This is a genomic window from Chitinophagaceae bacterium (genome assembly GCA_007695095.1).
In the GTDB taxonomy this organism is placed as follows: domain Bacteria; phylum Bacteroidota; class Bacteroidia; order Chitinophagales; family REEL01; genus REEL01.
The window spans coordinates 12,288-35,276 of sequence record REEL01000067.1; the positions used below are offsets into that span (position 1 = coordinate 12,288).

Annotated in this window: 21 protein-coding genes; 10 read left to right on the top strand and 11 right to left on the bottom strand. The window is 36.0% G+C overall.

Going from position 1 to position 22,989, the window contains the following annotated elements:
• Positions 1 to 14: 14 nt before the first annotated feature.
• Positions 15 to 836: a 2,3,4,5-tetrahydropyridine-2,6-dicarboxylate N-succinyltransferase gene (locus EA412_02270; GenBank protein ID TVR81950.1), complete on the bottom strand. Its 822-nt coding sequence runs from the start codon at positions 834 to 836 to the stop codon at positions 15 to 17.
• Between EA412_02270 and EA412_02275 the strand changes: the two genes are divergently transcribed.
• On the top strand, positions 825 to 1,628 hold the full coding sequence (locus EA412_02275) for a hypothetical protein (GenBank protein ID TVR81951.1): 804 nt from the start codon (positions 825 to 827) through the stop codon (positions 1,626 to 1,628). The genes EA412_02270 and EA412_02275 overlap by 12 nt on opposite strands.
• Positions 1,629 to 1,631: 3 nt before the next feature.
• Here the strand turns inward: EA412_02275 and EA412_02280 are convergent, their stop codons facing one another.
• The 4 genes from EA412_02280 to EA412_02295 all read right to left on the bottom strand — a co-directional run bounded on the left by EA412_02280 (position 1,632) and on the right by EA412_02295 (position 3,515).
• Positions 1,632 to 1,973: a hypothetical protein gene (locus EA412_02280; protein ID TVR81952.1), complete on the bottom strand. Its 342-nt coding sequence runs from the start codon at positions 1,971 to 1,973 to the stop codon at positions 1,632 to 1,634.
• 145 nt (positions 1,974 to 2,118) lie between these two features.
• Positions 2,119 to 2,574 carry a hypothetical protein gene (locus tag EA412_02285; protein ID TVR81953.1) on the bottom strand — a complete coding sequence of 152 codons (456 nt, stop codon included), beginning with the start codon at positions 2,572 to 2,574 and terminating at the stop codon, positions 2,119 to 2,121.
• Between the two features lie 28 nt (positions 2,575 to 2,602).
• A complete protein-coding gene (locus EA412_02290; GenBank protein TVR81954.1) occupies positions 2,603 to 3,034 on the bottom strand; it encodes an XRE family transcriptional regulator in 432 nt (143 codons plus the stop codon).
• Entirely contained in the window at positions 3,027 to 3,515 is a 489-nt protein-coding gene (locus EA412_02295; protein TVR81955.1) for a hypothetical protein, read from the bottom strand. Before EA412_02295 ends, EA412_02290 begins: the two co-directional genes overlap by 8 nt.
• A gap of 325 nt (positions 3,516 to 3,840) precedes the next feature.
• On the opposite strand from EA412_02295, the gene EA412_02300 reads away from it, so the two are divergent.
• Positions 3,841 to 5,064, top strand: a complete 1,224-nt coding sequence (locus EA412_02300; GenBank protein TVR81956.1) for a DUF1343 domain-containing protein — start codon at positions 3,841 to 3,843, stop codon at positions 5,062 to 5,064.
• 7 nt (positions 5,065 to 5,071) lie between these two features.
• Positions 5,072 to 6,001: a methionyl-tRNA formyltransferase gene (locus tag EA412_02305; GenBank protein ID TVR81957.1), complete on the top strand. Its 930-nt coding sequence runs from the start codon at positions 5,072 to 5,074 to the stop codon at positions 5,999 to 6,001.
• A gap of 16 nt (positions 6,002 to 6,017) precedes the next feature.
• Here EA412_02305 and EA412_02310 read toward each other — a convergent pair whose 3' ends face one another.
• The 4 genes from EA412_02310 to EA412_02325 all read right to left on the bottom strand — a co-directional run bounded on the left by EA412_02310 (position 6,018) and on the right by EA412_02325 (position 9,947).
• Positions 6,018 to 6,419, bottom strand: coding sequence for a DUF393 domain-containing protein (locus EA412_02310; protein TVR81958.1), 402 nt, complete (start codon positions 6,417 to 6,419; stop codon positions 6,018 to 6,020).
• 44 nt (positions 6,420 to 6,463) lie between these two features.
• A complete protein-coding gene (gene ychF, locus EA412_02315) occupies positions 6,464 to 7,564 on the bottom strand; it encodes a redox-regulated ATPase YchF (GenBank protein ID TVR81959.1) in 1,101 nt (366 codons plus the stop codon).
• A 107-nt stretch (positions 7,565 to 7,671) separates the two neighbouring features.
• Positions 7,672 to 8,064: a DUF3276 family protein gene (locus tag EA412_02320; protein TVR81960.1), complete on the bottom strand. Its 393-nt coding sequence runs from the start codon at positions 8,062 to 8,064 to the stop codon at positions 7,672 to 7,674.
• A gap of 83 nt (positions 8,065 to 8,147) precedes the next feature.
• Positions 8,148 to 9,947, bottom strand: a complete 1,800-nt coding sequence (locus EA412_02325; GenBank protein TVR81961.1) for an ABC transporter ATP-binding protein — start codon at positions 9,945 to 9,947, stop codon at positions 8,148 to 8,150.
• A gap of 150 nt (positions 9,948 to 10,097) precedes the next feature.
• On the opposite strand from EA412_02325, the gene EA412_02330 reads away from it, so the two are divergent.
• The 3 genes from EA412_02330 (at position 10,098) to EA412_02340 (ending at position 13,503) form a co-directional block, all read left to right on the top strand.
• On the top strand, positions 10,098 to 11,165 hold the full coding sequence (locus EA412_02330; GenBank protein ID TVR81970.1) for a Glu/Leu/Phe/Val dehydrogenase: 1,068 nt from the start codon (positions 10,098 to 10,100) through the stop codon (positions 11,163 to 11,165).
• 15 nt (positions 11,166 to 11,180) lie between these two features.
• Positions 11,181 to 12,125 carry a transcription antitermination factor NusB gene (gene nusB, locus EA412_02335; GenBank protein ID TVR81962.1) on the top strand — a complete coding sequence of 315 codons (945 nt, stop codon included), beginning with the start codon at positions 11,181 to 11,183 and terminating at the stop codon, positions 12,123 to 12,125.
• A 124-nt stretch (positions 12,126 to 12,249) separates the two neighbouring features.
• Positions 12,250 to 13,503: a metallophosphoesterase gene (locus tag EA412_02340; protein TVR81963.1), complete on the top strand. Its 1,254-nt coding sequence runs from the start codon at positions 12,250 to 12,252 to the stop codon at positions 13,501 to 13,503.
• Here the strand turns inward: EA412_02340 and EA412_02345 are convergent.
• Positions 13,500 to 14,789, bottom strand: coding sequence for a hypothetical protein (locus EA412_02345; protein TVR81964.1), 1,290 nt, complete (start codon positions 14,787 to 14,789; stop codon positions 13,500 to 13,502). The genes EA412_02340 and EA412_02345 overlap by 4 nt on opposite strands.
• Positions 14,790 to 14,984: 195 nt before the next feature.
• On the opposite strand from EA412_02345, the gene EA412_02350 reads away from it, so the two are divergent.
• The 3 genes from EA412_02350 to alr are packed head-to-tail and all read left to right on the top strand — an operon-like array spanning position 14,985 to position 19,355.
• Positions 14,985 to 16,205, top strand: a complete 1,221-nt coding sequence (locus tag EA412_02350) for a carboxylate--amine ligase (GenBank protein ID TVR81965.1) — start codon at positions 14,985 to 14,987, stop codon at positions 16,203 to 16,205.
• A gap of 18 nt (positions 16,206 to 16,223) precedes the next feature.
• Entirely contained in the window at positions 16,224 to 18,185 is a 1,962-nt protein-coding gene (locus EA412_02355; protein ID TVR81966.1) for a hypothetical protein, read from the top strand.
• A gap of 9 nt (positions 18,186 to 18,194) precedes the next feature.
• On the top strand, positions 18,195 to 19,355 hold the full coding sequence (alr, locus tag EA412_02360; GenBank protein ID TVR81967.1) for an alanine racemase: 1,161 nt from the start codon (positions 18,195 to 18,197) through the stop codon (positions 19,353 to 19,355).
• Between the two features lies 1 nt (position 19,356).
• Here the strand turns inward: alr and EA412_02365 are convergent, their stop codons facing one another.
• Positions 19,357 to 20,655 carry a deoxyribodipyrimidine photo-lyase gene (locus EA412_02365; GenBank protein ID TVR81968.1) on the bottom strand — a complete coding sequence of 433 codons (1,299 nt, stop codon included), beginning with the start codon at positions 20,653 to 20,655 and terminating at the stop codon, positions 19,357 to 19,359.
• Between the two features lie 670 nt (positions 20,656 to 21,325).
• Between EA412_02365 and EA412_02370 the strand changes: the two genes are divergently transcribed.
• On the top strand, positions 21,326 to 22,989 hold a 1,664-nt coding region (locus EA412_02370; GenBank protein ID TVR81969.1), incomplete at its 3' end, for a hypothetical protein.

Below are 22,989 nucleotides of genomic sequence, written 5' to 3' on the forward strand. Positions count from 1 at the left end.
CGAAAAATCCAATGCTATACAGCAACCTGAAAATTTCTCAAAGCGTCATTTAGAGAGGTTTTTTTATCCGTACTGGCTTTTCTTTTTCCAATAATTAAAGCACATGGTATCTGAAAAGTTCCGGCCGGAAATTCTTTAGTATAGGAGCCCGGAATAACAACAGACCGCTCCGGAATTTCTCCTTTAATAGTTACCGCTTCTGAACCCGAAACATCTATTATTTTTGTACTGGCTGTTAAAACCACATTTGCGCCTAAAACAGCTTCCTTTCTAACCCGAATACCTTCAACTACTATACATCTCGAACCTACAAAACAGTTGTCTTCAATGATTACCGGCTGTGCCTGAAGGGGTTCTAAAACACCCCCAATGCCGACACCTCCGCTCAAATGTACGTTTTTCCCAATCTGAGCACATGAACCGACAGTTGCCCATGTATCTACCATCGTCCCTTCATCTACATAAGCTCCAATATTCACATAAGAAGGCATTAGTATAACTCCTTTTGCTATGTAGGCGCCATGTCTGGCTATGGCATGAGGAACTACACGCACTCCCAGTTCTGCGTAATTGCTTTTCAACGGAATTTTATCATGAAATTCAAATGGGGGCATGCTTATGGTCTCCATAGGTTGAATAGGAAAATATAAAATAACCGCTTTTTTTACCCATTCATGCACAGTCCAGTTGCCCTCGCCTGTTGGCTCAGCTACTCGTAACTGACCTTTGTCAAGGCCTTCCAATACTTGTTTGATTTGCTTAATAATCTCCGGATCTTTGAGCATTTCCCTGTTTTCCCAGGCTGCTTCAATATTTTGTTTTATTTGATTCCACATAAAGAACTTTTCTGCAAAAATGATAAAAAAATAAAGTCTATTGTTAGTTTTACCAAAAATTCATGCATGATATATTCTGAAATTTTATTAGCAGATAGCGGTTTCGGTGTTTGGCTGTACTTAATAATTTTTGCAGTTTTATTATTAATCTCTTCATATAAATTCAGGAAACGTTTTCAACCAAAATACCTTTTTGAGTTTAGACAAGAGAAAAACCACGACAGTAAAGAAACAGAGGAGATTCTAAAAGTTGCAGAGCAAAATCTTCGTTTTCTAAAAGCTGAAAATGATACTTTATACGGCGGATGGATGTTTTCCAGAGATGGATTTTTAATCGGTACCAATGATGAAAATTTTAGTGCTATTGATAAAATCCATGCTTCAAACGATGCCGTAAATTTCTCCCCTTCTTTATACCGGATTCATTTATCGAATGACAAAAACTGGATACTGTATAAGTATGCCGGTATTCATACAAATGATCCCTTAGCTTTTCTGCAAAAAAATGATTTAGATTATAATGATGTTTTTTTGGCTACTCTCCTCAATAAGCGGATTAAATGGGAGAAAATCAGCAAAGAAAACCTGATAAATAACAATCAATATCTGATTTTAAAACTTTCCACTGATGCAGAAATATTAAAGGGATTTCCACTAATTAGTGAGAGTGGTCAGTTGCTGGGGCTCGTCAGTCAAACCGGAAGCAAAGAAGATTATCATCAAATTGCTGTAAGTCCGATGGAGAATATTTTAAAGACTTTAAAAATAAATGTAATCAGTGAAAGCAAATGATAATTAATACATCAGGTGTTTCTTAGAATTATTTCTCCAACCTGCCCTGCTGGCATAATCCACAAAATAAATTTTTAAATCGGCACGACTGGCGTAATCCACAAAGTAAATAGTTTTATCGGCCCGGCTGGCATAATCGACAAAAAACCAGTTGCCGTCATTAGTGCCTGCACGACTGGCATAGTCAACTTTATAAACTAATAAATCGGCACGGCTGGCATAGTCTACCACATAAACTTTCACGTCTGCCCTACTGGCATAATCAACGGTAAAAACTTTTTGAGCCTTTAGTTCAAGTCCGGAAATTATTAGTGTAAAAACTATCAATAGTGATAATACCTTCATTTTTAATTTTGATTGATTTATGTAATAATATATATCAAATCTAATAAAATTTCAGCGCTTAGAAACTTTTCATTTAATTTATTTATACTTTTTAGGGGAAAAAAGATGTAGTGGTAATGCTATTGGGGCAGACCAATCAATAGCATTACTTATCAACTTTTCGACTACCGACCTTAAATTGCTTTGGATTAATTATTGGCAAGACAGCACCATGCAAGAAAGTTCCTTTAAAGGTTGAAAACATAACACCTCTTGTTGTAGAGATTGAAATAATATTTAATGTTTCAATCAAATGCTGGGGAATATTTACTTTACCATCAGCATCTACTTTTATTAAATCTTCAAAATTCGCAATTTCAAAAATGCAACTTACTGATAACGTACCGAGAACAACTGAATGGTCATCGTTTTTAATTTCAACGTGTACTATTACAAAGACAAGTTTATTATCTGCATCTGCTCGGCTTTCAATACTTATGTTGAAATTGAAATTCGTTTCCGGTGTATTCGGATTAGCAGGTAAATTCAAGGAACTATTTAACAGTTCAATTGCTCTAATCTGCATTTCAACATTGAAATCTTTATTTTTAATTTTAGCCATTTTATGTTTAATATAAATGTGAATAAGCTTATTTAACTCCTTTACTGCTGAAGAAACTAGTGCCAAAAATATCAACCCCATGTTCATATGGCGTTGTAAGTTTAATTGCCGTTGGGAAGGTATTTGACTTGGCTACAATTTCTTTTCGGTAAATAACTTGAAGCTGTTTTTTACCAAACAAAGCTGTTAATTCAACTCCGAGGGTTGAAGCAATCTCTGTTAAGACATCAACTGTGAAGTTTTGCGTTCCGCTTAACCATTTAGTTATTTCAGAAGGGTTTTTGCCTACTTTTTCTGCAAACTGCGATTTATTCCACCCTTTAGCTTTCATAAAATCTTCTATTCGAGCAGCAAGTTGCATTTTTGTCTTAGTCTGCTCCATTTCTAACGGAGTTACTTCATCTAACAACTCCTGCAGTTTAGAACTCTTGTGTTTTCTTGCTTTGGTTACTTTATTCATTATCGTAGTTTTTTAAATTTCCTTCTAATTCAGTTCTGTCAATTGACCAATATATGTCGCCATCATCCAGTTGCTTTAAGATACTTTCGGCATAAGCCATTATTTTTCTAACTTCTTCGGACAGATTTTTATCATCTTGCCATTTTATTACAGACTTATCTTTATATCCACCACCACCAAGTATTATTGCCACACTTGCAAGCCGTATGCAATATAGTCGTAACTTTCTTTCTTCATCGTCATACAACGCCCAAACATATTTCCCATATTTTCTTACGAATTCCTTATCACCTTCATGTTTAAAAAAACTTTCTCTTGCTCCGGTAGTATGACCAATTTGTATTAACCTCTTGAGTATCTCTTTTAATTCATCTTTGAAGTCCGCTTTGTTCTCACCAACAAACTTTTCAAATAAGGTTTCATCTTCACCCTCAGGAATAATAGAGTAAACTTTCGCCTCGCTGCCGCTATATGGCTCCATTTCGACAATTTCGTATTTCAATTTGCTAATTCAAAGTTTTATAATTAACGCATTTTATTGAAAATTGTTTCACTTTTAAGTGAAGCATATCTCAAATTTATCTATTTTATTTAGTAAAAGCAAGTTTTTTTTATATAAAAATTTCACTTTTAAGTAAAAATTTACATGGTTAGCGCAAAATTAATAACTTGAAAAAGCAAAGAAGTTTGAACCGACTACTCTTGTTTTAAACATAGTTTTAAAATAATCTTGGGTATGATTAAGGGATAGTTTAAATTTGCAATGGAAAAATTATTACCCCATAGAACTTCAAAAGCCTTTCTTAATGCAAAAATTATTGGCAACTATACTTTTTACTTTACATTTTTTTTCCTGTAGTGCCGGAAAGATTTCCGTCAATGAAATCAATGAACTCCTTTTTGATAACAATGAAATTATAACAGGTGCAGAACAGATTGAACGCTATCTGCCACTTTTAGAAGGAAAAAGAGTTGCCATAGCAACCAATCATACGGCTTTGGTAAGAACTAAAAATGGGGCTTATGTTCACTTAGTTGACACTTTGCTGGCGTTGAATGTAGATATTAAAAAAATATTCTCTCCTGAACATGGTTTCAGAGGGAAAGCAGATGCCGGGGAAAGAGTTTACCATTCGGTTGATGAAGAAACCGGCTTAGCAATTGTTTCTCTTTATGGCAGTTATAGAAAACCCGCAGATCAGGATTTAAAAGATTTAGACATTATTGTTTTTGATATGCAAGATGTGGGTGCCCGTTTTTACACCTATATTTCAACGATGCACTATGTAATGGAAGCTGCTGCCGAGAATAATATCCCGGTTTTAATACTGGACAGACCAAACCCAAACGGACATATTGTTGACGGGCCGATTTTACAGGAAGAGTTTAAATCTTTTGTAGGTATGCATCCGGTTCCTGTTTTGCATGGTATGACTATAGCCGAATATGCTCTCATGATTAATGGTGAGGGTTGGTTAAAAGATGGTGTTGAATGTGAACTTAAGTATATTACTTGTAAAGGATATAATAAAAGCAAACGCTATGCTTTACCGGTCAGGCCCAGTCCGAATTTACCAAATATGACTTCTGTATATCTGTACCCTTCTCTTTGCTATTTTGAAGGCACTTTAGTCAGTGTGGGTCGTGGAACAGACAAGCCGTTTCAAATTTTCGGTTTTCCGGAATACCCGGATAAAGACTTTTCGTTTACTCCGGAGAGTATGACAGGTGCTACGAACCCACCTCACAAAGGAAAAAAATGTTATGGTGTTGATTTGACTAAAATGGATATGAATGAACTACAAAACATCAACAAACTGGATTTATCATATCTGATTCATGCATATAAAAAGAGACCAAAAGACATTCCTTTTTTCAATAACTTTTTTAATCTTTTAGCCGGAAATAATGAGTTGCAAAAGCAAATAAAAGCCGGATTAAATGAAGAGGAAATTAGATTCAGCTGGCAATCGGATTTAAATAATTTTAAAGAACTCAGAAGCCGCTATTTAATATATCCGCAATTTTAAAAACCTTATGCTTAAAATTATTTTTTTTGGAACACCGGAGTTTGCAGTAACTACTTTAGATAAAATTCACACGTCCGGTCATGATGTTTGTGCCGTAGTGACGACTCCTGATAAACCTGCCGGCAGAGGAAAAAAAATTCAAATGTCTCCGGTGAAAAAATATGCCGGTGAAAAAAATATAGCTGTCTTGCAACCTGAAAACTTAAAAGACGAACAATTTACGAATGCTTTAAAAAAGTTTGAAGCGGATTTATTTGTAGTTGTCGCTTTTAGAAAATTACCCAAAACAGTCTGGAGTCTCCCGCCAAAAGGAACAATTAACCTACACGCATCTCTCCTGCCGGACTACAGAGGTGCCGCGCCTATAAACCATGTTATTTTAAATGGGGAAAGCAAAAGTGGTGTCACAACTTTCTTTATTAATGATAAAATCGACACCGGTGATATTTTACTAAAAAAAGAAGTTGCTTTAACAGCAAAGGAAACGGCCGGTACATTACACGATAAACTGATGCATTTAGGCGCTGATTTATTGATTGAGACTATTTCCGGTATTGAAAACCAAAGCTTAAAAGCCAGCTCACAAAAAGAAGTTGATTCTATAAAAAAAGCACCAAAAATTTTCAGGGATGACTGCAAAATCAATTGGTCTGATGACATTATCAATATTGAGCGCAAAATCAGAGGACTTTCACCCTACCCGGGAGCTTTTACATATTTCTCCGGGAAAGTGTTAAAAATTTATGCGGCAGATTTGCAAACTGAAAATCATGATTTTCCATACGGAACAGCTCTTACAGAAGGTGGCGAACTTAAAGTTTACGGCAACGGAGGAATTCTTTTCATTAAAGAATTGCAGCCGGAAGGTAAAAAAAGAATGGATATTAAATCATGGCTTGCAGGCAATCGCTTTGAAGGCAAAGTAGCTTTTGAGTGATAGGTCATTCTTCAATTTACTTAAAACGCTTTCTATATTCTGACGGTAACATCGGACAAGTTTCAGCTTTACCAAACCAATTTATGCGATTGGCAGCTATGAAATCATATAATTTATCTCTCAAAGATTTGGGTAAAAGCTTAAATACATACATCCATTTCCAGTAAAAAGGCAATAATTTCAGTACTTTGAATAAGACTTCTGATTTATAAAAAACGCTTTCCCCATCCCAATAAATAACCGAATCTATATCCGGCTTTTTTTCGGTAAAAACATGCTTTTTTGTAAAGTCTGAATCTAAAGAAGTGTAAGTAAATACGCCTTTCTTATCTGCTTTCAGCAGCCAAAAAATAAATTTATTGCAAAGTGCGCAACTATCATCGTAGATAATTAATGCTTGTCTTGAGGATGAATCCATTAATTTTTGAACAAAAAAACAAGGAAAGTAGTTTGAAAAAGATTTTAAACGTTAAACCTGAAGTGCATCACATCACCATCCTGAACTACATACTCTTTTCCTTCAACTTTAATCTTTCCGGCATCTCTACAGGCTGATTCAGAGCCGTATTTTATGTAATCTTCATAATGAATAACTTCTGCACGGATAAATCCCTTTTCAAAATCTGAGTGAATAACTCCGGCAGCCTGTGGTGCTTTTGTACCTTTTTCAATTTCCCAGGCACGAACCTCTTTTTTTCCTGCGGTAAAATAAGTAATTAAATTCAGCAATTTATAAGCTGACTGTATCAATCGCACAACCCCTGATTCGCTCAATCCCAACTCTTCCAAAAATGCTCTTCTGTCTTCGTAGCTTTCCAGAGTTGCTATTTCTGCTTCTATTTCTGCGGATACTATAATTATTTCAGCATTTTCATCTGCCACACTATCTTTGAAGGCCTTAACCAAATGATTGCCGTTAACCGCTGAAGCTTCATCAACATTACACACATACAAAACAGGCTTTGCGGTTAACAACTGAGTTTCTTCCAGATAAGCCAGCTGATCCTCATCAGTAATATTTAATGAACGGACATTTAATCCTTTTTCAAGATGTTGCTTTACGCTATTAAAAAAATTCAATGCTTTTAAAGCCTCTTTATCACCGGTTTTGGAAATCTTCTGAAGTTTTTGAATCTTTTTTTCTACCGAATCCAAATCCTTAAACTGAAGCTCAAGGTCAATCACTTCTTTATCTCTTACAGGGTTCACAGAACCATCTACATGCACTATATTATCATCTTCAAAACAGCGCACCACATGAATGATAGCGTGCGTGCTTCGGATATGACCTAAAAATTGATTTCCCAGACCCTCTCCTTTAGAAGCGCCACGAACCAAACCGGCTATATCAGCAATTTCAATTGTATTGGGCTGTACTTTTTCAGGAATTACCAGCTCTGCCAACTTCTCTAAGCGTTCATCAGGGACATTTATAACCCCAATATTCGGCTCAATAGTACAAAAGGGGAAGTTTGCTGACTGAGCTCTTGCATTCGATAATGTATTAAACAAGGTAGATTTTCCAACATTTGGCAAACCAACAATACCACAACTTAGTCCCATAATTAAATTTAAGGGGCAAAAATAGTCTAATTATCACAAAATAGTGTTCTATTCCTTATCAAGTTTTGAAAAGAATTAAAAGGTGAGCTATATTAAGGTTTAAGGGCTTAATCCCACTTCATGTCTTCCTCAGACTCATCTTTGTGAGGATTCTCCTGATTATGATTGCCGGCATCATCAGATGATGAACGTTCATTATTGAAATCATCATTTTCATGGTTGAATTCATCAAAATCATACTCAGGCAGCAATTCAGTTTTCACATGATTAACCACATCATTCAGTGCCTCAACAAATTTGTTAAAATCTTCTTTGTAAAGAAATACCTTATGGCGGTCGTAGCCATCTCCGTTAAAACGTTTTTTACTTTCGGTAATCGTTAAAAAATAATCATTCGATCGGGTGGTTTTAACATCTAAGAAGTAGGTTCTTCTTTTTCCGGCTCTCACAACTTTAGAGTAAACACTGTCATTCTTTTTGAAGCTATTATCATTATCCACTTAACAAAACTTTTAATGAACCAATAATTGTTTAATTTCTAATACAAATCTATATTATTCTATCTTCAAATAAAAACAAATTGTTAAAGTTTCATAGAATTTTGCCCTTTTTTCTGTTGTACATACAGCTTATAATAGTGTCCTTTTTGCCTCATAAGGGTTTCATGAGTACCTTCCTCCACGATTTTTCCGTCATCAAGCACTATAATTTTATCAAATTCCAGTAAAGAAAAAATCCGGTGGGTGATAATTACCGTCGTTTTATCTTTTAAATAGGTCTTAAACTGACTCAATATATTTTTTTCTGTCTTGGCATCAACAGCCGACAGACAATCGTCAAGAATTATAATCTTTGGGTCTTTTATAAATGCTCTGGCAATGGAAATACGCTGTTTCTGCCCCCCGGATAAACTTACTCCCCTTTCCCCCGTCCGGGTTTGATACTGACTCGGGAGTTCCATGATTTCATGGTGAATAGATGCCATTTCAGCAAATTTTTGGGGATCTGCTTTCACAGACATTTCTTCAAGATCCAGTCCGAAGGTTATATTTTTTTCAATACTATCGGAAAATAAAAAGACATCCTGCGGCACATAACCAATCTCAGACCTATAGGCATACAAATCGTAATATTTTACGGGTACATCATCTATTTTAACTTCTCCTTCCGTGGCATCATAAAGCCTTACTAATAAATCTGCAATACTGGATTTTCCGGAACCGGTTCGGCCGATTACAGCCATTTTTTGTCCGGCTTTTAGTTCAAATGACAGGTTTTGTAGAGCTGTCTTTCCGGTATCAGGATACGTAAAACTCACATTTTCAAATGCAATCTTACCCTCTTTCACTTCTTTTTCATAACCCTCAGAAACGATTTCAGGCTCAGTATTTAAAAATTCATTTATCCTCTGTTGAGAAGCTGCCGCACGCTGAATGGTCGAAGCAACCCAGCCAATTGCAGTTACCGGCCAGGTAAGCATGTTTACATAAATCACAAACTCTGCAATATTTCCGGTGGTAATATCTCCCCTGATTACAAAAATTCCGCCTACATAAATGGTCAATATCGTACTCAGTCCAATGAGCAAAAGCATTAGTGGAAAAAAGAATGCTTCCACTTTTGCCAATTCCAGCGATTTATCTTTATAAGTTTCACAATCCTTATCAAAAGACTTCCCTACTGTCTTTTCCAATACATAAGTTTTGATTACACGTATACCTGAGAAAACTTCCTGAGCAGTACTGGTTAATCCGGATAACTGCCTTTGTATGGCCTCACTCTTTTTATTGATGATATTGTTTACATAGTAGATAGAAATAGACAAAATCGGTAAAGGCAGTAATACAAACAAGGTAAGCGTTGGATTAACAGAAATCATAACTGAAATAACCAAAACAAATAAGACTGTTAAGTTTACTCCGTACATAAGTGCCGGCCCAAGATACATTCGCACCCGGGAAACATCTTCGGTAATCCGGCTCATCAGGTCACCGGTTTTATTTCTTTTAAAAAATGCCCAGTCAGATCGTTGATAATGCGCATAAATTTCGTTTTTTAAATCGTATTCAATCAGTCGGGAAACAACTATAATTGTTTGCCGCATAAAAAACATAAACACCCCCTTTAAAACGGCTATCAACAAAACCGAAACTCCGAATAGCAACAAGCCGTGTTTAAACACAGACCTGAATTCAGTTTGTAAATCAAAGCCTTCAAACATCCAAAAAAAGGCAATATTATCTTTTACCAAATCAAATGCATAGCGGATTACAATGGGAAATAAAACTCCGAATAAGTTAGAAACAGCTACAAAAAAAACTCCTGCCATCAATCTATAGCGATATTTGAAGAAATATTTATTTAAATGGGCAAGATGTTTCATTATAGTTGTCTTCTCTTTTTATTTAACTGCTGAATGTTGTCAGTATAACAGAAAAAAAGTAATTTTGAGCCAAATTTAGGATAAGCCTTTAACTGTTAAACTATCCTAATAGTTTACAAAAGAACGAAAATTTAATTTATGCAGAAAGATATTTCGCTGTTTCAGCAAATGCAGGAGATGGAACATGAACAAGTAGTGTTTGGATATGACGAAGCTACGGGTTTAAAATGTATCATTGGAATTCACAATACTGTTTTAGGGCCCTCTCTTGGCGGAACCAGATTCTGGAACTATGCAACGGATGCAGATGCTGTGAAAGATGTATTGAGACTTTCAAGAGGCATGACTTACAAAGCTGCTATCAGTGGAATTAATCTTGGAGGCGGAAAAGCTGTCATCATAGGTGATCCATACAGAGATAAAAGTGAAGCCCTTTGGAGACGTTTTGGAAAATTTGTAAATAGTCTCGGCGGTAAATACATTACAGCAGAAGATGTGGGGACCAGCTCTAAAGATATGGAATACGTAGCCATGGAAACGAAATACGTGACTGGTGTTCCCGAGTTTTTGGGCGGAAGTGGAGACCCATCTCCGGTTACAGCCTACACTACTTTTTTAGGCATCAAAGCTTCATTAAAGAAATCTACCGGCAATGATAGTGTCGGTGGTAAAAAAGTACTTGTTCAGGGAGTAGGTCATGTTGGACAATACCTGGTCAAATATCTGAAAGAAGAAGGTGCTGAAGTTTATGTAAGTGATATACATGAAGATAAACTCAGTGAAATAAAAAAGGAATATCCGGATGTGAAAGTCGTCCCCCCTGAATCTGTATATGATGTGGATGTAGATATTTATGCGCCTTGTGCTTTGGGAGCGACCATTAACAGTGAAACAATTCCAAAGCTTAAATGCAGTATTATTGCCGGTGCAGCTAACAACCAGCTGGAGAATGAAATTATCCACGGTAATATGCTTAAGGAAAAAGGAATCTATTATGCTCCGGATTTCCTAATCAATGCAGGCGGCCTGATAAATGTTTATTGCGAATGGACCGGCTACAACCGGGAGCGTGCAATGGGTACCGCAGAAATGATTTACGACCGGACACTGGAAATATATGCTAAAGCTGATGAAGAAAATATTTCAACTCATCAGGCAGCTTTGCAAATTGCTCATGAACGTATTCAACAAGTAGCTAAGTTGAATTCTTATCTCTAAATCTCATTATTATAGATGCTGACAAGAAGAAGCGTACGCGTAAAAACAATGCAGGCAATTTATTCATTTTGTCAGAATGAAAATGCTCATAAGTTTAAAATTGAAAGACAATTAGAAAATAGATTTCATGAAATTTATGAAATGTTCTATTTTTCTTTGTTTATTTTAACTCAGATAGCTGACAGAGCCCCCATTGAAAAGCAAAGACGAAGAGATAAGCACTTACCTTCTTCCGATGATTTACTTTTTGACGACAGAGTGCAGCACCTGGAAATTATACAATTTCTAAAAACCAATAAAACCCTTCAGAAAATTTTTGCTGACTCTATGTTTTTGGTCGATGATGATTTACGGAAAGAATGGGTAAGCAAAATTTTCAGACTTTGGTGTGAAACTACTCATTACAAAAAGTTTATGCTTTTATCTCAAACTACCAAAGAAGATGAAGTTGAACTGATAGACAAACTATTCCGCAAACTGATTTTCAAAAAAGAGAATATCAGTGAGTTTTTAGAAGAAAAATTTACCAATTGGGATGAGGAAGTAAAAATACTCATTTTTAATCTCAGAAATTTTTTGTCTGAATTTAAAAATGATGAACAAATTGTTTTTCATATGGCGGAAAAGCAAGAAGATGAAGTTAATTTCGGATTGTCCCTTTTCAACAAAACAATAGATGAGTCTGATTATTTAAAGAGCCTGATTATTCCCGGATTGGTAAAGTGGGATTGGAGTAGAATTGCATTGATTGACTCCATACTTTTAAAAATGGCTATTTCAGAATTAATTTACTTTCCGAATATCCCTGTGAAAGTTACTATAAATGAATATATCGAAATGGCTAAAGTTTACAGTACCCCCAAAAGCAAAGATTTTATCAATGGAGTTTTGGATAAAGTACTGACAAAGCTTAAAGAAGAAAAATTAATTCAAAAAACAGGCAGAGGGCTGCAAGAATAGAAATACTTATTGTCAATTTTTTGAAATATCTTTTTTGTAAGTTTTCTTCAAATAAATCCAATAGTTCAAACTTTTTTGAGCAATCTACGTTAGAAAGTTATATTCAACTACATTCAAATCTGAAATGAATCCATTTCTAATAGTTTCTATAGTTACTTTATTTTTAGTGTTTTTTATAGATTGGTATGTTTACCAGGGCTTAAAAACTGCTGTTAAGAACCTAAAGTCAAGCCTCCAAAAGTTTTTTATTGGTGCTCATTGGTTCTTTTTTGCAGCTACAATTATTACCATTATCACGGCTTTAATTATCAATCATTATTACTGGCCTAAATTATTTCGCTCTTTTTGGCTCCCACTAGTTTTTATATCCTATTTATCAAAAGTTTTTGTCATTTTATTCATTTTGGCTGATGATGTACGGCGAACAGTCAAATTCATCATTTATAAATTAAAGGGTCCGACTACTGAAATCGGCAACGGACCGCGAATCTCCCGGGCTAAATTCTTAAGTCAGGCGGGCATAATCGCAGGTACAATCCCCTTTGGAGTCTCTATTTATGGAATGTCAGCTAATGCCTATAATTACCAATACAGAAAAATTCCTTTGTACATCAAAAACTTGCCTAAAGCTTTTATTGGCAAAAAAATTGTCCAAATTTCTGATATACATACCGGTAGCTTAAGTTTTAAAAACCCGGTTTGGGAAGTAGTTAAAAACATAAATAAAGAAAATCCGGATTTGATTTTTTTTACCGGTGATTTAGTAAATGACCGTTCGGAAGAGTTGTTGGAATACAAAGATATATTGGCACACCTGAAAGCCGACACCGGTATATTCTCGGTATTAGGCAATCATGATTATGGAGATTACTTACCCTGGCCAAGTCAAGAAGAAAAAGAAAAGAATTTCAATCAATTGCTTACCCATCAAAAAGAAATGGGTTGGGACATGCTGAATAACGATCACTTTATCTGGAGCCGGAAAGGCAGCAAAGCCGGAATTATAGGCGTGGAAAACTGGAGTAATAAAATGCGCTTCCCCCGCTACGGAGATATGGAAAAAGCGATAAAAGGAATGCCTCTCACTGACACTAACCTTTTGTTAAGTCACGACCCGTCGCATTGGGATTATGAAATATTGAAAAAACATAAAAATATAGATGTCACTTTTTCCGGCCATACCCATGGCTTTCAATTTGGTATAGAAACAGAAAACTGGAAATGGAGTCCTGTTCAATTTGTCTATAAAAGATGGGCAGGCTTATATCAGGAAGGCCATAATCAATTGTATGTAAACAGAGGCTTAGGCTTCATAGGCTATCCCGGCCGAATAGGCATTTTACCCGAAGTGAGTATTTTCACTTTACACAGTGCTTAAACTTCCTCAATAATTTTTCTTGCCGCTAAGTTTATCGCTCTGATAGATATGTTGCCTGTATAGTTTCCAAATACCCGCACATTAGGAAAATCTTTGATTAAAAGCTCGTTGATTTCTTTCCAAAGCTGCCTCAACTCAGCTGAATATATGGGAATACCTTTTTCATACTTCCACATTTTATACTCTAAAGCCTTTCCTTCTAAACCGAATAACCTTTTCAGATCATCATATAAAAGTTCTATAATTTCATCTTCCGGTTTTTCTAAAAAGTTGCTCCCTTTATCCGTAGGCTCATCTCTGAAAATCATTGTCAGACTTAAATACTCCTCATCAACTACCCTGCCCGGGAAAATGTAATTATTAAATAAAACGCCCAGGCTGAAAAAACCTTCTCTTCGCGGAATTAGGCAGCCAAAGCCCGGCTTAAAACCCGGTAAATCTTTTTTCTTAAAAATAAGAGTAGTAGTTACCAAAGGGGTATAGCGAACTTTTAGGAACAATTCTTTCAGTTTATGATTTTCAAAAAGTTCAGCCGTTTTATAGGCAGGCAGTGTTAGTATATAATTCTTATCTTCTTCTAATTTTTTCAATGTATGAGCGCTTATCGTTTCATCTTTTACATAATCTGATAAAGCATTGGTAATTTCAATCATTCCTTTTTCAAAAGAATGGGAGCCTTTTCTTATAGATTTGCCATTTTGCAAAGTAGCTTGTTTTCTCATCTTCAATATTGCCGGCAGAAACCTTCCTGATTTTTTTAACTCTTTATCAAAACCCGGAAACATCGTTTCTACATCTAATTGATGAAGAGGCGCACCATAGATACCGGCTAATGCGGGCTCCAAAAGTTGTCTCGTTAAATTTTCGCCTAAATACATGCGGCCTAAATCTTCAACAGAACCACCCTCCCACTTTTTCGCTGAAAAAAATATAAAAGGAATTTTAAAAATCTCCCCTAAATCTAAGGGAACACTGTTCAATTTGCCCTGCTTCACCAAAAATCTCTTTTTAGCAAGTTTTCCGGAAGCCACGGATGTCAGGCCCAGTGTTTCTATCATTTCATCCATAGCCGTATTGGCTACAAAAGCATTTGCGGCCGGCTCGGCAATTCCGTATTTCATTTCAACCGTTTTCAACAATCCCCCCGGGCTTGCTGCCGACTCCGTCAAACGAAATGACATGCCCTTTTCTTTCATAAAAAAAGCAAATGAAAGTCCGGATATTCCACCACCAATAATTTCGTAAGCTTCGTCTTTTAAAGATTTTCCTAATAAGCCGTTTTGCATATTTTTTTAAAATGAATCGTAAAGATAAATAAAGAAATATCCCCGCAATGGTTAAAAACAATTGTTTATGATTTTTGACATTCTCTTTTAGTATTTTAACAGATAATTAACCGCAAAAGGCTTTGCAAAACCCATAAATTGTTGTATATTTTGCCCAATACAATAAACATATTTTTTTAAATTTAAATAATTATTATGGCAAAATGTTATGCACTAATCGGTTGGAGTTTACCTGTTATTGAAAGTATGCAAAAAGCGAATAAAAATTTCGTAGTTGTTTCTCTACCTGATTTTGAATCTTATGCAAATGAAAATAAAATCCCCTTTGTTCCCTATCAATTAGATACCTGGAGTGATCAGTCAAACTCATTAGATTTAGCTGAAAAACTAAAGGCTTTTGATGCGGATGTAGCTGTTCCATTATATGAAGAAACTGTTGAATGGGCCGGTGCCTTAAATTCAATGTACAGAAATGATCCGCGCGTTTTAAACCGCGCTTTTTTATTCAGAGATAAAGCTATGATGAAGCGTAAAGCTTTAATCGGCGGTTTGCGGGTAGGACTTTTTGAAGCTGTACATTCAAGGGAGCAGGTGAGAATGTTTATGAAGCGCTTAAATGAAGCCAATCTGCAGTTAGACGGGGAAGAAGACAGCTGGGTTCACATCAAACCTTTTTCTGCAGCGGGAACAGTCGGACACAGACTTTTGAAGTCTCAAAGTGATATTGATGAAAAAGTAAAAGATGAAGATTTTCCATGTTTAGCGGAAAGCCATTTGCAGGGGCAGGAATTTTCTTGTGAGGCTTTTATTCACCGCGGAAAAATTAAGTTTTTAAATATAACCGAATACGTAAAGTTGGGCTATTCAAACTTTATACCTGAAGGTGAGTTCCTGAAATCGAAAAGGCCGCTGATTGAGCAAAAGATGCAACAATTAGTCGATATTTTTGGGATTCAGTACGGCATGATTCACCCTGAGTGGTTCATAAATGAAAATGATGAATTGATGTTTGGAGAAGTTGCCTGTAGAATTCCGGGTGGTCATATTTTGGAGTTGGTAAGTAAGGCTTATGGCTTTGATGCTTTGGCTGCATTTGTTATGTGCCATGACCCTTCTCTCACCGATGAAGAAGTAGAAAGTATTTTCCCGCCTAAAGATTATAAGGCACCTTATCACTATGGAAATGTGATGATTTACCCGCATAAAAAGTCTTTTTCAAAGTTGGAAATACCTGACGAATTGCATGAAGATCCGGCTTTTGTAGATCACTCGCTGGTTCCTCCTCTGAGTTCTCAGAAAATAAGTGACAGAACAGGTTTTGGCAATCATTTTGGAACGATTAACTTCAAATCAGAAGATCCGGAAAGATTAGCAGAGTTATTGAGACATTATCAGAAAGTAGATTTTTACGTATAACTAAATCAGTATTATTTAATGAATTTTGAAAATTTCCAAAATAGCCTGGAAGAACTCCGGGCAGCGACCCCTTTGACGAAATATGAAAAATCGCAAAAGCTCGCATCTCAAATAGACTTTATCTGTCGCACATTAGAAGGAGTAGAATTCATCTATAATAATGTTTCTGAAATATTGGAAGCAGGCTTTTTTACCGAAACTTCCTGGGAGAATCCGGATAAGTTAGTTCCCATATTAGTAAAAGGAACTCTTAAAGCCGGTCACCCTACTACCTCTTATGAAATTATTAGTGAGCTCCGAATGCTGGCTATCTCAAAAGGAAAAATTGATGGTAATGAAAAAGATGCTGCTGAATTTTTGGAAGAGGTTGTCGTCAATAATCTGGAATTTGCCTTTAAGGAAATAAATGAAGAGACCAGACAAAGCATGCAAAAAAATGACATCCAAAAGGTGTTTAACCTCTTTGATTTTTTACTGGATAACATTGAGCTTTCCAACATTAAGTCAAAATTGGCCGAAGAGGTACATTTAATTTGTTCTCAAAGGCCGGTAGTTACAAGGAAAGCAAGATCAATTATAAAGCTAATTGCTAAAAAAATTGATTTGTCGGGAAGTTCAGAAAGTGATAAAAAACTAAAGTTTTATACAGAGGCACTTCAAAGTCCGGGGAAATTAGCTACTAAATTTAATGATCCGGAGGACTATGTCGCCGCCATTAAACAGCTGAGTTTGGAAGAGCTAAAAAAAGAAGCCGAGGTTTTAGCAGAGTATATGCGCGCAACCGGTTTAAACAACCCTTACCTTGCAGAAATGCTGCTTTTTTTAGTGGCAAAACATGCTGATATCGTACCGCTTTGTTTGGGTTTAAACCAGCGGGGCGTTGCTGAATGGCAAAAACATCAGGAATTTGTAGGGACAATCATTAACGAAAATATTAGCCGATTTAATTATTTATGTATTTACGGACTGGCAAGAATGCTGGAAAGAGGTCTGCTTTCCCGCTCAGCCGTAAAAGCCGGATTCAATAATATGCGGAGAATTCAACTGGATTCTGATGTAGAGGTAAGAATATTAAAATCTGTCGTAAATAAACATCCCGAAGTACATGCAAAACAGTATCTGATTGCTGCTTGCTTACAGGTTTTGGGACAACCGTTGGGTGTCGGACAGGGAAATAATTCAACCTGTCAGTCAGCACGCGGCATAAGTATGTGGAGCAGCCACGCGCCTGCAAAACTGTTGAATATGATTACCACGGTTGCTACTCGTAATAATTTAATCTGGCGATTTGAAAATGATGATTTGGAATCCATAAAACTTCCAAAAGGACTTGTAGACCAACTGGATTACAACTTAGATGCTGTATCTGTGGTTATTGTACCTCATTTAGACAAAATCTATAATGAGATGATGCGCAGAGCAAGCGGAAGAACAGAAGACCCCCACAAATGGGTAAATCCCGCTCTGTATGGACAATGGATACAAATTGGGTTTGCGTCCGTCTACGATAACTTGAGTCAGTCTATACTGGATTTTAACGGCTTTCTGAAAACCTTTTACATGGTTTTTCATCCGCATTACAACGGGAACCGTCAAATGATTTACCCAAATCCAATTGGAATTTTTGTAACCAGCTCAAGAGGTGATATGCTGGGGTTTCATGCAATTTCTTTATTAAGGGTATCAGAAAATCCGGAAAACAAAGAAATAAGAGCCTATTTTCTAAACCCTAATAATGAAGGCAGGCAAGACTGGGGACAAGAAATTAAGCCCTCAGTATATGGGAATGGAGAAAAAAGAGGAGAATCCTCTCTTCCTTTTTATCAGTTTGCTGCAAGAATCTATGCTTTTCATTATAATACACTCGAATTGGATAATGAAAATCAAGTACCTGAAGCAGAAATAGAAAAAGTTAGAAAATTAGCGAAAGATAGCTGGGGGAAGTCATATATTTGGAACGATATGGTTAAACAATGGTAAATTTATGTAATGGTAAAACATTCATCAAGAATTGAGTTGAGTCAGTCAGCTTTAAAAGCTAACTTTAATTTCATTAGAAAAAAAATTGATAAAAAAGATGTTTTAATCTCCGCAGTAGTTAAAGCAAATGCCTACGGACATGGTTACGACTCTTATATTAAAATGGTTGAAAAGTGCGGAATAAATCATTTTTCCGTAGCCTCAGCACATGAAGCGGAAATGGTTAAATCCTTTTCCTCAGAAAAATCCAACATCATGATAATGGGGATTCTCTATGAGGAAGATATCAGCTGGGCGATAAAAAATGACATAGAGTTTTATGTTTTTAATTATGACAGGCTGTTAAAGGTAAATGAATTTGCCAAAAAACTGAATAAAAAGGCCATTGTTCATATAGAAACAGAAACCGGAGCAAACAGAACCGGTATGTCAGATTTTGATTTTTATAAATCGCTGACTTTTCTAAAAAAGAAAAATTCTAATATTGATTTTAAAGGGTTATGCTCTCATTTTGGCGGTGCTGAAAGCTTTTCCAATAGATTTAAAATTGATGCCCAATTAAAAAAATTCAAAGAGCAGATAAGCTGGTGTAAAAAGAAAAATATTTTACCCGGCTATATTCACATAGCCTCATCAGCAGCAACTTTATTCTTGCCGGAATCGCATTTTAACATGGTTCGGGTTGGGGTTTCTCAGTATGGGTTTTGGCCCAGTCCGGATATATTCTATGATCATATACAAAAAACAGGCAGTCGCACAAATACCGGTTTAAAAAGAGTTTTTACCTGGAAAACGGATATAATGGATATAAAAAATGTAAAATCCGGCAGCTTTGTTGGTTATGGAACAGCTTTTCAGGCTGTCCGTGATATGAGAGTGGCGGTATTACCATTAGGCTATTCCAATGGCTATCCGAGAGGTCTTTCTAATACAGGGCAAGTTTTAATAAGGGGTAAAAAAGCACAGATTATCGGCTTGATAAACATGAATTTATTTACGGTTGACATTTCTCACATTCCGGATGCAGAAGTCGGTGATGAAGTAGTCCTTATAGGCAGACAAAAAAACCACGTGATAAACATCAGCTCTTTTTCAAACTTTGTGAATTTATTGAATAATGAAATGATGAGTCGCCTTCCGGCAGCTATTCCCCGGAAAGCCGTCAGATAAATTACTTTTTACTCAAAGCTTCTTTATACACTTTTAGTGCTCTTTCCCGGGCAGCTTTATGCCCTATAACAGGACGAGGATAATTTGCTGTGTCGTATTCCGGTACCCATTTTTTAACATATTCTAAGTTTTTATCAAACTTTTTTAACTGAATTTCCGGATTAAAAATCCGAAAATAAGGAGCTGCATCACATCCTGAACCGGCCGCCCACTGCCATCCCCCATTATTAGAAGCCAGCTCGAAATCCAATAATTTTTCGGCAAAATAAGCCTCCCCTTTCCGCCAGTCCTGCAAAAGATGTTTCGTCAAAAAACTCGCTGTCAGCATGCGAATTCGATTATGCATATAACCGCTTTCATTCAATTCCCGCATTCCGGCATCTACCAATGGGAAACCGGTTTTCCCGGCACACCATTTTTGAAATAAATCCTCATCCTTTTCCCAGGGTATGGCATCATAATCCGGCTTAAAAGAGTGATTTACAACATGCGGAAAATGAAAAATGATACTCTGATAAAAATCCCGCCAAATCAATTCATTCAGAAAAGTAGCACTTTTTTCCTTTGCTATGGCAGAAAGTTCTCTGATACTAATCGTTCCAAAGCGCAAATGCACACCCAAACGGGACGTCCCTTCAGAAGCAGGATAGTCTCTTTTTTCGGCATATTCCGTTAAAATCTTGCTGCGTATCGTTTTTTTAGGAAAATCTATATCCGTTTGCTGAAAACCCAAAAATTCAGGGGTATGTTTCCTGTCAGCCTTTCCATCTGCCAGTAAATTGAGTTTTTTTTCAGAAGAAAACACCTCTATAGGCTGAGCTTCAAAGCCTTTCAGCCAATTGTTTTTAAATGGTGTAAAAACCGTGTATGGCTTTCCGGCAGCTGTCAAAACCTCATTTTCCTCAAAAATTACATGATCTTTAAAGGTCTTTATTTCTATCCCCGAGGTATCTAATAGCTTATGTATTTTTTCATCCCGCTCCTTTGCATAAGGCTCATAATCTTTATTATAAAAAACAGCTTTTATATTATATTCTTTTATTAACTGACTCCATGCATTTTCGGGTGTATCATGTTTCACCACAAACGCTTTCCCCTCAATTTTATCCATCATTTCCTGAAGTGCATTATAAATAAAGTGGACGCGTGCATCATTTTTGGGCAGATCATCCAAAATATTGCGGTCAAAAATAAACACCGGCAGAACCGGATACCCTGACTGAAACGCTTTATCCAAAGCATGATTATCGTGCCACCTGAGATCTCTCCTAAACCAATGAACAGCAACTTCCTCTTTCATAAATTGATAATTTATATATTTCACTAAAAACAGTCATTTCTTGTAAATGTTTTGATGATAAGCCATTTGGTGCAAAATTCAAGTAGAAAGGGAAATTATGGAAAAATTATGATGGAAACGTGCAACTATGAAAGACCCAAGCCCCAAGAGACCAAGACTCAAATTTCAAGAAATTAAAAATTCAAAGGCAGCAATTTTATTAGCGCACTCATAAAAGGGACAACCTAAAAAATTACCGTCATTATGAGCGCGACTACCGTAAGTATTGGGTTTTGTACATGCTTCAAAGTCGCGTGTGGTAATCTCCTGAATAGAAAGAGCTAAAATGGAAAAATTATGATTGCAAATGGAAAATGTGGTGAGAGTTCTTCACATTAATACGGAGATGCTTCCTGACGTCAGCATGACAGCTTGTTTGATGGCTATGCTTTTAATAAAATATAAAAAGAACTTTTACCACAATTCCCTCTCTATCAATAGAGAGGGTGAAGGATGAGTCATACATAAAGCATAAATGAAACTAACTATTCATTTAAATAAAAAAAGTATCTTAATTTTAACATGAAGGATGCAACCATTTGTAAAAAAGGTAGTCTATGTAGTGTAAGGTTAATTTTTTTATATTAAAATTTTTCTAAATAAATTTGTTGTAATTGCAATAAAAATGTACATGAGAAAATTTATTAAATATATGCAATATTGCTTTTTAGTAGTCAGCATTACGCTGCTACCAAAAAGCAATCTTAATGCTCAAACAGAATGGAATTACTATGACGGCACTTGGTTGATTAATAATTGGAGTGTTTTAAAATTTACTGATGAAAATTCTAAACCTGAAACATTTTTATTAAAAGATAGCATTTTACCTTCACAAATAGATAATCAACTTTATTATACTTTAGGACATGCTCCTCCAACACTAAATAATAAAGAAGGTGATTTAGAATTGATTTTATTAAATGGTGGAGGGAATCTAACAGCAAAACATTTAGTTGACCATCATTTTCAATTAATTGAGCATGATACTTTTACGGTAATTTTAAATGATACATTTAATCTAACAAATTGGATTGGATCAATACAGTATCCTTTTTTTTTAAAAATCAACCCTGATAAGTATATGCTGATCACTGCCGGGTGGAATCCGGACATTATTTGGCTTCCTGAAGATAATCCATATTTATGTAAGAACACTGTACATGATGTAAGCCATATAGTTAACAGCCCTAATTGTGCATTCTGGTATTACCATATTGTAGAAAGAAAGAATAACGGAGAGTTTGTTGTAAGTAAGCAAAATCAATTATTTTTAAAAGATTATCGCATGGGTTGCAGACTTGGTGCTGCCCGTCACGCAAATGGCAGAGATTGGTGGCTATTGATGCATACGACCCGTTGCGATGACATTTGCGGTGACAAAATCTATCGTTTTTTAATTCAGGATGGTAAAATAAAAGAACCGGATATTTTACAGGGAGCCAATCAATTATGTGGCGTTAGAGATGATGCCGGAAAAATCTTATTTACACATGACGCTGAAAAGGTGATTTTTTCAAGCGTGAGTGGTCAAATTGATGTGTATGATTTTAAAAGGTGTACCGGTGATTTAGACTTTTCTGTATCATTAGGCTATAACCCGACTTTTCAGCTTACATCACCGAATGATGACAGTCTTAAACTACATGGAATCTATGGAAGAACAATCACTGAAAACAACAGATACTTATATGTAAACAATACAGCCATTTATACCCATTCTCAATTTAACCCCTATTGTGACTCTCTGGTCATATACCGCTATGACCTGCAGGAACCCGGAAAAAGAGAAGTGCTTATACGCAAGAAAGCATGTGATACCTTAGCTTTTGGTCAAATTCAAACCGGACCGGATGGTAATATTTATATGTCACCTTTTAGATATAACTTTGGGGTATTACAGCCTACTAATTCCTATTGGGATAGTACTTTAGCTTATATGTCAGCAATTACGAATCCTGAAGCAGCAGATATATCAGATGTAACATTCGACAAGCAATATATTTATCTTGGTGACTCGGCTAAAACATTTGGTACTCTACCATTTTTTGCAAATCACCTCAGCGCTTTGCCTATATATCAAGCTGAAAGCCTTCAAGACACTATTTTTGCTTGTGAAGGTGATACAATTCAACTCGGTAAAGACCCCATAGATAATATCATTTACGAATGGCAGGAGTTAAATGCGCTGCAAGGCCGCTACGAGGCAAACCCTAAAATTCCAGTTTATAATTCAGGATACTTTACTGTTCGCTTAGAAGAAACGGGTTCTAAAAGATTCTCCTGCACAGAACGCAT

What these genes read in the sequence shown, in the direction of transcription:
- EA412_02270 (TVR81950.1), bottom strand. Translation starts at nt 836, where the DNA reads ATGTGGAATCAAATAAAACAAAATATTGAAGCAGCCTGGGAAAACAGG.
- EA412_02280 (TVR81952.1), bottom strand. Translation starts at nt 1,973, where the DNA reads ATGAAGGTATTATCACTATTGATAGTTTTTACACTAATAATTTCCGGA.
- EA412_02285 (TVR81953.1), bottom strand. Translation starts at nt 2,574, where the DNA reads ATGGCTAAAATTAAAAATAAAGATTTCAATGTTGAAATGCAGATTAGA.
- EA412_02290 (TVR81954.1), bottom strand. Translation starts at nt 3,034, where the DNA reads ATGAATAAAGTAACCAAAGCAAGAAAACACAAGAGTTCTAAACTGCAG.
- EA412_02295 (TVR81955.1), bottom strand. Translation starts at nt 3,515, where the DNA reads ATGGAGCCATATAGCGGCAGCGAGGCGAAAGTTTACTCTATTATTCCT.
- EA412_02300 (TVR81956.1), top strand. Translation starts at nt 3,841, where the DNA reads ATGCAAAAATTATTGGCAACTATACTTTTTACTTTACATTTTTTTTCC.
- EA412_02305 (TVR81957.1), top strand. Translation starts at nt 5,072, where the DNA reads ATGCTTAAAATTATTTTTTTTGGAACACCGGAGTTTGCAGTAACTACT.
- EA412_02310 (TVR81958.1), bottom strand. Translation starts at nt 6,419, where the DNA reads ATGGATTCATCCTCAAGACAAGCATTAATTATCTACGATGATAGTTGC.
- ychF (TVR81959.1), bottom strand. Translation starts at nt 7,564, where the DNA reads ATGGGACTAAGTTGTGGTATTGTTGGTTTGCCAAATGTTGGAAAATCT.
- EA412_02325 (TVR81961.1), bottom strand. Translation starts at nt 9,947, where the DNA reads ATGAAACATCTTGCCCATTTAAATAAATATTTCTTCAAATATCGCTAT.
- nusB (TVR81962.1), top strand. Translation starts at nt 11,181, where the DNA reads ATGCTGACAAGAAGAAGCGTACGCGTAAAAACAATGCAGGCAATTTAT.
- EA412_02340 (TVR81963.1), top strand. Translation starts at nt 12,250, where the DNA reads ATGAATCCATTTCTAATAGTTTCTATAGTTACTTTATTTTTAGTGTTT.
- EA412_02345 (TVR81964.1), bottom strand. Translation starts at nt 14,789, where the DNA reads ATGCAAAACGGCTTATTAGGAAAATCTTTAAAAGACGAAGCTTACGAA.
- EA412_02350 (TVR81965.1), top strand. Translation starts at nt 14,985, where the DNA reads ATGGCAAAATGTTATGCACTAATCGGTTGGAGTTTACCTGTTATTGAA.
- EA412_02355 (TVR81966.1), top strand. Translation starts at nt 16,224, where the DNA reads ATGAATTTTGAAAATTTCCAAAATAGCCTGGAAGAACTCCGGGCAGCG.
- alr (TVR81967.1), top strand. Translation starts at nt 18,195, where the DNA reads ATGGTAAAACATTCATCAAGAATTGAGTTGAGTCAGTCAGCTTTAAAA.
- EA412_02365 (TVR81968.1), bottom strand. Translation starts at nt 20,655, where the DNA reads ATGAAAGAGGAAGTTGCTGTTCATTGGTTTAGGAGAGATCTCAGGTGG.